The 6,702-nt window shown below is 69.4% G+C and carries 5 protein-coding genes; 4 read left to right on the top strand and 1 reads right to left on the bottom strand.

Features of this window, described 5'->3' with window-relative positions; genetic code table 11:
* The first annotated feature begins 130 nt into the window (after positions 1–130).
* Together BN423_RS05375 and BN423_RS05370 are read left to right on the top strand one after the other, a co-directional pair.
* Positions 131–1,234: a sugar kinase gene (locus tag BN423_RS05375; protein WP_019239240.1), complete on the top strand. Its 1,104-nt coding sequence runs from the start codon at positions 131–133 to the stop codon at positions 1,232–1,234.
* 22 nt (positions 1,235–1,256) lie between these two features.
* Positions 1,257–1,910 (top strand): TetR/AcrR family transcriptional regulator, encoded by a 654-nt coding sequence (locus BN423_RS05370; RefSeq protein WP_019239239.1) that lies wholly within the window; start codon positions 1,257–1,259, stop codon positions 1,908–1,910.
* Between the two features lie 15 nt (positions 1,911–1,925).
* Here BN423_RS05370 and BN423_RS05365 read toward each other — a convergent pair whose 3' ends face one another.
* Positions 1,926–3,431 (bottom strand): MFS transporter, encoded by a 1,506-nt coding sequence (locus BN423_RS05365; protein ID WP_019239238.1) that lies wholly within the window; start codon positions 3,429–3,431, stop codon positions 1,926–1,928.
* Positions 3,432–3,708: 277 nt separating this feature from the next.
* Here BN423_RS05365 and BN423_RS05360 point away from each other — a divergent pair, with 277 nt between their 5' ends.
* Positions 3,709–5,202 (top strand): rhamnulokinase, encoded by a 1,494-nt coding sequence (locus tag BN423_RS05360; RefSeq protein WP_019239237.1) that lies wholly within the window; start codon positions 3,709–3,711, stop codon positions 5,200–5,202.
* Positions 5,203–5,230: 28 nt separating this feature from the next.
* Positions 5,231–6,658, top strand: a complete 1,428-nt coding sequence (locus BN423_RS05355) for an arabinose isomerase (protein WP_019239236.1) — start codon at positions 5,231–5,233, stop codon at positions 6,656–6,658.
* The last annotated feature ends 44 nt before the right edge of the window (positions 6,659–6,702 follow it).

Genomic DNA, 6,702 nt, shown 5'->3' with positions numbered 1-6,702 from the left:
CTGCGAAAGCGCTTCGCGTGCAAAACTGACAAGTTTGTCGATGAACGCGAGAGCGCGGAGCGAGCGGCCGCGCGACGGCCCGTGCGCCTATACTTAGGGGCATCCGCTTTTCGGTACAAGGAGGTATCCCGTGCTTTCTGAGACCAGCACCGTCTTGACCTTCGGCGAGATCATGATGCGCCTCTCGCCGCCCGACCAGCTGCGCATCGAGCAGGCCGCGAGCTTCGACGTGCGCTACGGCGGCGCCGAGGCGAACACCGCGCTCTCCCTGGCCTACCAGGGCGATAACGCCGCGTACGTTTCGGTGGTGCCGAAGAACCGCATCGGGGAGTGCGCCCTGCGCAGCCTGCGCGCCTACGGAGTGGACACTTCGCGCGTGGTGCGCGAAGGCGACCGCCTGGGCAGCTACATCTTCGAGGTGGGTGCGAGCGTGCGCGGCAACGGCTGCGTCTACGACCGCAAGTACTCCGCCATCAACCTCGCCGCGCACGACGTATTCGACTGGGACGCCATCCTGGACGGCGTCGACCTCTTCTACTTCTCCGGCGTGACCCCGGCGGTGTCCGCGGAGATGGCCGTCGCCTGCGAGGAGGCGCTCAAGGCGTGCCGCGCGCGCGGCATCGTGACGGCGTGCGACGTGAACTACCGCGGCAAGATGTGGAGCCCGGAGCGCTCGCAGGAGGTTATGCGCCGGCTGCTTCCCATGGTGGACATCGTGGTGGCGAACGACGAGGACGCGCCCGCCGGCCTGGGTATGACGTGCGTCTCCGGCTCGCTCAAGAACGGCATCGCCGAGCGCGACGACTACGTGGAGATGGCGCGCCAGATCTGCGCCGAGTTCGGCTGCAAGCAAGTGCTCTCGGTCATCCGCGACATCGCGAGCGTGGAGGATTCCCGCTGGATGGGCATGCTCTACAGCGCCTCGACCGATGACCTGCTCGCCGGCCGCGCCGCGCACCTCGCCGACGCCGCGGGCGCGGACGACGCGGGCGCCTGGTGGTTCAGCCCCGTCTATGACGTCCACGTGCTCGAGGGCGTGGCCGCGGGCGACGCGTTCTCCGGCGCGTACCTGCACACGCTCCTGCACGGCTTCGCGCCGCAGGCGGCCATCGACTACGCCATCGCGGGCTCGGTGCTCAAGCTCACCATCCACGGCGACTCGAACCTCGTGACCGCCGACGAGATCGCCGCCGTTGCCGCCTCGGCCGGCGGCGGCACGCGCGTCGCGCGGTAGGGCGCGCCGGTACGGGCGAACCATGGCCGCTGAGACCCGGGTACCGGGCGGCGCACGCGCGGAGAGCCCCCGCGTGCGCCGCACCAAACGCCTGCTCGACGAGACGCTGCTCGACGCGCTTCGGGAGAAGCCCATCACGCGCGTCACGGTGACGGAGCTGTGCTCGCGCGCGGGCGTGAACCGCTCGACGTACTACGTGTACTTCGACAACCCCCTCGACCAGCTCGATCGCCTCGAGGCGCGGGTGATCGAGGGGCTCACGCGCGAGGTCGATCGCAGGGAGCTGCGCGCCGGCTACTCGCACGAGCGCCTCGAGGCCATCGTGGAGGCCGCGCTCGGCTATATCGGCGAGCAGGCCGACGTGTTCCGCGTGCTCTGGGGCGAGCACGGCTCGGCGGGCTTCGAGCGCAAGCTGCTCACCGCCCTCGCCGCGCGCGCCCTCGCGCCGGGGGAGCGCCTCACCCCGGAGGCGCGGAGCCACCTCTACCAGTGCATCTACTCGCTTTCGGGCATGTTCGGCCTGGTGAGCTACTGGCTGCGCGACGGGGCGGACGTGGAGGTGCGCGAGCTGGCGCAGACCATCGTCCGCGCGAACCTCGCTGCGGTCGATGCCCTGGGCGGCGTCGACGCGGCGGGGACTGACGCGCCCGACCCCGCGGACACCCCGGCGCCCTGAGCGCCTCCGGCCTCCCTACGCCTCGCGCTGCTCCCGGTGCCCGGCGTTCTCCCGCTGCACCTCCACCATGCGCTCGCGCGTGAGGCTGTAGCGCTTCATGGCGGCGAGCCCGATGAGCCAGGATGCGATGGGCATGCCGAAGTACAGCACGAGGCCGATGACCTTGAGCTCGGGCGTCGGCGCGTCGGTGGGCTGGGGAGCTGTGGCCACGTACCCGGCGAGGCCGACGGCGAGCGAGGCGATCGTGGTGGCGAGCGACGAGATGAGCCGGTCGATGAAGTTGTAGGTGGCAGCCACCACGCCCGGAAGGTACTTGCCCGACCGGGAGAGCTCGTAATCGATGACATCGGCGCGCATGGCGCCGTCCGCCGTGGTCATGCACATGCGCATGGCCGAGATGACCACCATGAGCACGAAGAACGCCCCGGTGAGCACGGGGTCGCGCGGGATGTCGCGCATGTTGAGCGCCAGGCAGAAGCCGATGGCCGCCGCCGTGGCCACGATGGCGACGCGCATGGCTCCGCGCGAGACCTCGCGGCTGCCGAGCCGTCCGCACAGGCGTCCCGCGGCGAAGGCGAAGAAGAGCGCCGGCAGCGAGGTGACCGCGCTCATGATGCTGCCGAACTGCACGCTGCCCATGAGGATGCCGAACACCACGGTGCTCACGATGGCCTGGCTCATGGTCTGCTGCGAGAGCTTGGACGAGACACAGCTCAAGAGGTACATCTGGAAGGGCTTGTTCCCGCGCAGGAGGCTCATCATGTCGTGGACGTCCACGGGCTCGGCGGCGCCTGCGACCCTGCGGTAGTTCTCCGCCGTGTCGACCTTCGCCACGCCCACCATGCTCAAGACGAGGAAGACGAACGAGAGGGGCAGGTAGGCGAGGGCGCAGGTGGCGAGCATGCTGCTCGTGTACTCGTTGCCGAAGCGCGGCAGGATCCCGAGCGTGATGACGAGCGTGAGCGCGATGGGCACGAGGTAGGCGAAGATGGTGCCGATCACGCCCACCATGGGGCGCTGCTTGGGGTCGTTCGTGATGATGTTCGGCGCCATGTTGCAGGCGATGTCCGTCGTGGCGTTGCCCACGATGTAGAGGGCGTAGACGAGGGCGAAGAGCACGGCGCCGCCTTGGGCGCTCCAGGTGTAGAGGGCAAGCACCGCCAGCGCGCTGATGAGCCAGCCCACGCACATGAACAGCCGGATCTTGCCATGGCGCGGGTTGATGCGGTCCATGACGAGGGCGATCGCCGGGTTCACGATGCCGTCGAACACGCGCGCGCCGGTGAGGATGACCCCCGCCACGCCCATGGCCACGCCGTAGTTCACGTTCGCGGCGTAGCTGATGAGCGTGATGAGCGTGTAGAACGTCATGGACATGGCGCTCGAGCACTGCGCGAGGACGATGCGGCCATACGGCGTGCGGCGGTAGACGACCCCGTCGGGGGTGTCCGGGGCGCCGGGGGTAGAAGCGGCGGAAGCGTCGGGCGCGGCGGTGCCGGCGGGTTCGTTCACGTGGTGCATGCTGACCTCCTTGCTGTCGCCTCTTAGTCTGAGCGCCCGGGCGCGCTCCAATCAACCAGCAATTTCCAACAAAGTGTTGGAAAACGGACACCGCGCGCTGCGCTCGGCGCCCTTGCCCGCGCCGTTCGCTGCGCCGTTGTGACCGTTCGTGGTATGTATCCGCATACGCCCCGTTCCGGCGGGCGTCCGGTGCTATCATGCAAGCCGCTATAAAGTTACATATGCAACTATATGAGCGGTGCATAGCAGAAACCAGGCGAAGCGAGGGCGATGCGCGATGAAGATGCCAGAGGGGGCGCGGTGCCACGCGGCGGTCGATATCGGCGCGTCGAGCGGCCGGGTGCTCGTGGGCTGGGCGGACGACGGCCGGATCCACCTTGAGGAGGTGCATCGCTTCGACAACATCCAGCGGCGCGTGAACGGCCATGACTGCTGGGACCTCGAGATGCTCTTCCAGGGCGTGCTCGACGGCCTGTCCGCTTGCGCGGCGCGCGGGCTTGTGCCCGAGAGCATCGGCATCGACACTTGGGGCTGCGACTTCGTCCTCATCGACGAGGCGGGAGCGGTCGTGGGCGATGCGGTGTCGTACCGCGACGCGCGCACCGATAACATCTTCGAGCAGGCGGACGCCGCGCTCGACCCCGCGTGGCTCTACGCGCGCACGGGCATCCAGCGCCAGCCGTTCAACACCGTCTACCAGCTCATGACCCTGCGCGCGGAGCATCCGGAGCAGCTCGAGCGGGCGACGCGCCTGCTCATGATCCCGGACTACCTCGTGTGGCGGCTCACGGACGTGCGCCTGAACGAGTATACGGACGCGAGCACCACCGGGATGCTCGACGCCCGCACGGGGGAGTGGGACGGCGCTGTGCTGCGTGCGGCGGGCATCCCCGAGCGCCTGCTCGCCACTCCCGTCATGCCCGGCACCGTGATCCGCCACCTCGCGCCCGCGGTGCGCGAGCGCACGGGCTTCGACGCTCGCGTGGTGCTGCCCGCGAGCCACGACACCGCCTCCGCCTTCCTTGCCGTGCCGGCGCAGTCCGGTCGCTCGGTCTTCCTGTCCTCGGGCACGTGGAGCCTCATGGGCGTCGAGCTGCCCGAGCCCGTCCTCACCCCGGAGAGCCGCGCGCGGAACTTCACGAACGAGGGCGGCTTCGAGCGGCGCTACCGCTACCTCAAGAACATCATGGGGCTCTGGATGATCCAGTCCGTGCGCCGCGAGCTCAACGGCGTCGCGTACGTGGAGGGTAAGGAGCCGACTGCGATCGCGGCCGCGCTCACCGGAGGCGCCGTGCACGAGCCCTACGGCTTCGGCGACCTCATCGAGCTCGCACGCCGCTCGGAGCCCTTCGAGGCGCACGTGGACGTGGACGACGCGGCCTTCCTCGCCCCGGATTCCATGATCGAGGCCATTCGCGACGCCTGCGCCGCCGCCGGCCAGCCCGTCCCCGCGACCCCGGGCGAGCTCATGCGCACCATCTACGTGAGCCTCGCGGACTCCTACGCCGCGGGCGTCGAGCAGCTGCGCGCGCTCACCGGCCGCGACTTCGAGGCCATCCACATCACGGGCGGCGGCTCGCAGGACGCCTACCTGAACCAGCTCACGGCGGACGCGTGCGGCCTGCCCGTGCTCGCCGGCCCCGTCGAGGGCACCGGCCTGGGCAACCTCATCGTCCAGATGATCGCCGCGGGCACGTTCGCCTCGGTGGACGAGGCCCGCGCCGCCATCGCCCGCTCGTTCCCCATCCAGCGTTTCGACCCTGCGCGCTGATGCGGCGCGCCCGACCAAGGAGGATCACATGCTCGTAGAGACCACAGCGCGCGTCGGCGTCTTCTCGATCGCCCTCGGCGCCTACCTTCCGCAGTTTCCGCAGCTCGTGCCCGAGTTCGAGCAGCAGTACGCCCAGTTCAAGGCCACGCTCCCCCCGACGGTCGAGCTCGTCGACGGCGGCCTGGTCACCACCAAGGAGCAGGCCATGGCCGCGGGCGACGCCTTCCGCGCCGCCGACGTGGACCTCGTGATCTTGCAGATGCTCACCTACGCGACCTCGTACAACGTGCTGCCCGCCGTCCGCGACCTCGACGTGCCCGTCGTGATCGTGAACGTCCAGAAGCGGCGTGCACCCGATTACGTCGCGACCGACATCCCCACGTGGCTCGGCGAGCTCTACGCCTGCGGCGCGGTGGGCGAGGCCGTGGCCGACCTCGAGCGCGCCGGCAAGCGCCATGCCGTCATCACGGGGGTCGTCGAGGGCGGTGACCCGGAGGTCGCGCGCGAGCTCGACGCCTGGTGCCGCGCCGCCCAGGTGCGCCGCCGCCTCCGCCGGACGAACATCGCGCAGATCGGCCGCCCCTACCCGGGCATGATGGACCTCTACATCGACGAGACGAACCTCTACAACCGCCTGGGGCTCTACACCAAGCAGTTTGACTGGGAGCAGATGTGGGCCATCGCGGACGACGTCGCCGACGGCCCGGAGGTCGACGCCAAGGCGCGCGAGATCCTCGACACCTTCGACGTCGAGGGCGGCGCGAGCATCTCCGATGAGCCCATCCGTGAGATGGCGCGCTACGTCCTCGCGTTCGAGCGGTGGGCGCGCGACGAGCAGCTCGCCCTCGTGGCCAGCCACTACAACGGCTTCGCGCAGGGCAAGGCCGGCGTGCTCGATTCCATGCTCATCCCCGCGTTCTCCATGCTCATCAAGCAGGGCGTGGCGTGCGCGGTGGAGGGCGACATGAAGGTCGCCATCGCCATGAGCATCCTGAAGACCATCGCGGGCACCGGCCAGCTCTCCGAGATGTACTCCATCGACTTCGACGAGGACATCTGCATCATCGGCCATTCCGGGTCGGGCGACGCGGACATCAGCCGCGCGCGCAAGCCCACGATGAAGATCGTGCCCGTGTTCCACGGCAAGACGGGCGGCGGCTACCTCACGCAGTTCTACCCGCCCACGGGGCCGGTGACCTACCTGGCGCTCACGCAGGACGCCGACGGCCGCTTCAAGTTCGTGGTCGCGGAGGGCGAGAACCAGGAGGGCCCCATCTTCACCTTCGGCGATACCAACATGCGCACCCGGTTCTCCATCGGCGCGCGGGAGTTCGTGAACCGTTGGAGCGAGGCCGGTCCCACGCACCACATGGCCGCGGCCATCGGGCGCCACGCCGACACCATCTGCAAGGTGGGGAAGATCCTCGACGTGCCGGTCGAGATCGTGTGCCGCTGAGCCGGCGCGCCGCCCCGCATGCATCGCACCTATAGCACCTTCGA

Source organism: Enorma timonensis (assembly GCF_000321165.1).
Classification (GTDB): domain Bacteria; phylum Actinomycetota; class Coriobacteriia; order Coriobacteriales; family Coriobacteriaceae; genus Enorma.
Note: the sequence above shows the minus strand (reverse complement) of the source record. Positions and strands in the feature narration are given on the sequence as shown.

Excerpts from the sequence above, each read along its gene's own strand:
- BN423_RS05360 (WP_019239237.1), top strand. The coding sequence starts at position 3,709 with ATGAAGATGCCAGAGGGGGCGCGGTGCCACGCGGCGGTCGATATCGGC.
- BN423_RS05370 (WP_019239239.1), top strand. The coding sequence starts at position 1,257 with ATGGCCGCTGAGACCCGGGTACCGGGCGGCGCACGCGCGGAGAGCCCC.
- BN423_RS05355 (WP_019239236.1), top strand. The coding sequence starts at position 5,231 with ATGCTCGTAGAGACCACAGCGCGCGTCGGCGTCTTCTCGATCGCCCTC.
- BN423_RS05365 (WP_019239238.1), bottom strand. The coding sequence starts at position 3,431 with ATGCACCACGTGAACGAACCCGCCGGCACCGCCGCGCCCGACGCTTCC.